The organism is Mesorhizobium sp. M7A.F.Ca.CA.003.01.2.1 (assembly GCF_003998945.1).
Lineage (GTDB): Bacteria > Pseudomonadota > Alphaproteobacteria > Rhizobiales > Rhizobiaceae > Mesorhizobium > Mesorhizobium ciceri.
On sequence record NZ_RZRA01000624.1, the window covers coordinates 1 to 3437 of the forward strand.

The 3437-nt window shown below is 62.7% G+C and carries 2 protein-coding genes and 1 pseudogene; 2 read left to right on the forward strand and 1 reads right to left on the reverse strand.

Annotated elements, in window-relative coordinates:
* Window positions 1-216 (forward strand): annotated as a pseudogene (locus tag EN969_RS22460) (sugar ABC transporter ATP-binding protein); the annotation flags it as partial.
* A 35-nt stretch (window positions 217-251) separates the two neighbouring features.
* Window positions 252-2279: an aldo/keto reductase gene (locus tag EN969_RS22465; protein WP_063170039.1), complete on the forward strand. Its 2028-nt coding sequence runs from the start codon at window positions 252-254 to the stop codon at window positions 2277-2279.
* A 27-nt stretch (window positions 2280-2306) separates the two neighbouring features.
* Here EN969_RS22465 and EN969_RS22470 read toward each other — a convergent pair whose 3' ends face one another.
* A complete protein-coding gene (locus EN969_RS22470; protein WP_082826649.1) occupies window positions 2307-3182 on the reverse strand; it encodes an AraC family transcriptional regulator in 876 nt (291 codons plus the stop codon).
* Between the last annotated feature and the right edge of the window lie 255 nt (window positions 3183-3437).

The following is a 3437-nucleotide window of genomic DNA, read 5'->3' on the forward strand; positions in this document are numbered from 1 at the left end:
CATTTCGGCAATGCCGGAGAAGGCGACGCCGACCTTGTGGTTGCCATCGACGTGATCGAGCACCTGGGCGGCACAAGTTTCCTCTATGCCAGAACGGCCAACGGTGACGACGTGGTGATCCAGCGCGACGCGGCAAAGGTCCCCGACACGTCCGAGATCACCGTTTCCATCCGCAAATCCTACCTGTTCGACGAAAAAGGACTGCGGCTGCGCTGACCGCCAGCCCTTTCCAGCCTTCAAGGAGAATGACAATGACCGCAACCACGCCCATTCGCTGGGGCATTCTCGGCCCGGGCAGCATCGCCCAGTCCTTTGCCGGTGGCGTGGCCGCTTCGGACACCGGCAAGCTGGTCGCCATCGGCGCACGCAATCCCGCCAAGCCGGGGCTTGCCGAGCGTTTTCCCGGTGCCCGTATCCTCGACGGCTACGACGCGCTGCTCGCCGACCCCGACATCGACGCCGTCTACATTTCGATACCGCATCCAGGCCATGCGCAATGGGCGATCAAGGCGGCCGAGGCCGGAAAGCATGTGCTGTGCGAAAAGCCGCTGGCGCTGACCGCCTTCGAGGCCGACGCCATGATGCATGCTGCGCGCAAGGCCGGCACATTCCTCGGCGAAGCCTTCATGTACCGGTTGCACCCGCAGACCAAGAAGCTGGTGGAGCTGATCAGGTCCGGCGTCATCGGCGAGATCAGGATGATCAAGTCGAGCTTCGGTTTCGCCATGCCGGGCTTCATGCCGCAGCACCGGCTCTATGCCAACGATCTCGCCGGCGGCGGTATTCTCGATGTCGGCGGCTATCCCGTCTCGATGGTCCGGCTGATTGCCGGTGCGGCCGTCGGAAAGCCCTTCAGCGAGCCAGACAAGGTGGTCGGCACCGCCCATCTGGGCCAGTCCGGCGTCGACGAATGGGCCTCCGCGCTGCTGCATTTCCCCGGCGGCATTGTCGCCGAAGTCTCCTGCAGCATCTCGCTCAACCAGGACAATGTGCTGCGCATCCTGGGCACAAGGGGCCGCATCGAAGTGCCGGACTTCTGGTTCGCCGGCGGCAACCGCGATGTCGGTCTCGGCCGGATAGACGTCATCGCCTCCGATGGTACGCGCCAGACCATCAGCGTCGACGAGAAGCGCCATGTCTATTCCTTCGAGGTCGACGCAGCCGGCGAGGCGATCCGCGCCGGCGGCCAAGAATTCGCCTGGCCGGGCATGGCGTGGGCGGAAAGCCTCGGCACCTTGCGTGTGCTGGACAAATGGCGGACGGCAGCCGGCCTCGAATACGGGATCGAGAAGGCCGAGCAGCGCACCAACACCATCTCCGGCCGGCCGCTACGGTCCGGCGGCACGGCGGTCGCCAAGCGCACCATTCCTGGCCTGTCGAAACCGGCATCGGTGGTGGCGCTCGGCTTCGAGGATTTCCGTACGTTTTCCTCAGGTTCGATCCTGCTCGATGCCTTTTTCGAGGCCGGCGGCAATCTCTTCGATACCGGCTATGTCTATGGCGGCGGCTATACCGAGAAGCTGCTTGGCGAATGGTTGAAAAACCGTGGCGTGCGCGCGCAATCGGTGGTCATCGCCAAGGGCGCGCACTCGCCGCTGTGCTATCCTGATGTGATCGGCAAGCAGCTCGACCAGACGCTCGAACGCCTGCAGACCGATCATGTCGATGTCTACTTCATGCACCGCGACAATCCGGATGTGCCGGTCGGCGAATTCGTCGATGCGATGGATCGCGAGGTCAAGGCCGGCCGCATCCGCGGCCCGTTCGGCGGTTCGAACTGGACGATGGAACGCATGGATGAGGCAATTGCCTACGCCGAACGCACCGGCAAGCAAAAGCCCGGTGCGCTGTCCAACAATTTCTCGCTGGCCGAAATGCTGGAGCCGATCTGGGCTGGCTGCGTCACGTCCTCCACGGATGCGTGGAAGGCCTGGCTGACATCCAGGAAGATGCCGAATTTCGCCTGGTCGAGCCAAGGGCGCGGCTTCTTCACCGATCGGGCGGGTCGCGACAAGCAAGACAATGAGGAGCTGGTGCGGGTCTGGTACTCCGAGCGGAATTTCGGCCGCCGCGACCGGGCGATCGAACTTGCCGCGAGACTGGGCAAGAGCCCGATCCATATTGCGCTGGCCTATGTGCTCGCTCAGCCCTTCCCCTCCATCCCGCTGATCGGGCCACGCACGCTGGATGAACTGGACGACAGCCTGCGCGCTCTCGACATCACGCTTTCGCAAGCCGATCTCGAATGGCTGGACGGCGGCAGCCTGCGCGCTGCCTAGTTGGCTGCCTGTTTAACCGTGGCGGCGTCAGGTCTCGTCATCGAACGCCCTGACGCCGCGCCTGGCCGGAGTCCGCAAATTCGCGTACATGCCTGTGGTGCGGAATTGGCTCGGTGTGATGCCGTAGCAGCGGCGGAAGACCTTTGAAAAATAGTTCGCTTCCTCGAAGCCGCACAGGATGGCGACCTCCTTCACCGGCAAAAAATCCGCTTTGGTCAGCAGCTTCGCCGCGCGTTGCAGGCGCTGCTGCAGCACGAACTCGGCCGGAGGCAGGCCTTCGCTCTCGGCGAAACAGCGTGAGAAATGGGCTCGGCTGAGGCCGCTGATCTGGACCAGGTCCGCCACCGGCAGCGGCTTGTCGAGATTGGCGTTGATGTGATCGATGACCGGCTGCATGGCGCTTAGTTTTTCGGCGAAGGCATGGGAACCGAAGACATCGTCATAGAGCGCCATCGCAGCCTCGTAGGCTATCGCGGAAGCAGCACCCGGCGAAGCGGCGCCTTTGATCAGGCGCAGGCTGCAATCGGCAAGATGATCGATTGTCGCCGGCTGCAGCCGAAATACAGGACCCGAGACGCTGAGGATCGACTTGTGGATGCGCAGCGCTTCCTCGCCGTTCATCGAAATCCAGAAATATTCCCAGCGCTCATCTCCAGCCAGCCAGTAACGGTGGTTGTGCGGCACCAGCACCAGCAATGTGTCGTTCTTCTGCAAGCGGTAGTTGCGGTTTTCGTAGCGCAGCCGGCCAGTCCCGCTGATCGTGTGCTGGAGCACGGTGAACGGTGTCTGACCGCGCTTGCGGCCGTCCCAGTCGTAGATTTCGTCCTCGCGCACTTCGTAGCCCGTGCTCGTCGGCATGGCGTGCAGGCGCTGGCGGCCGCGCGGCAGCGAGATCGTGCGCATGGACTGTCCGTGTTCTATCAAATCATGCAGCACAAAATTACCCCTGAAAGCATAATCCTTCTCTGGTCGCGCTCGCGAATAAGCGCATAATCCCCATCGAAAAGCGAGAGAGATCCGCAGTCAAGGAGCGGACAGGGAGGTTGGCGAGCCGGATTCCGGCTTGTCCTGCATACATGTCGCGGCATGTGGCTAGAGCCTCCCATTGTCATTCCTTGCCTGCAATTCGAAATGGAATGACAATGGGAGGCTCTAGCC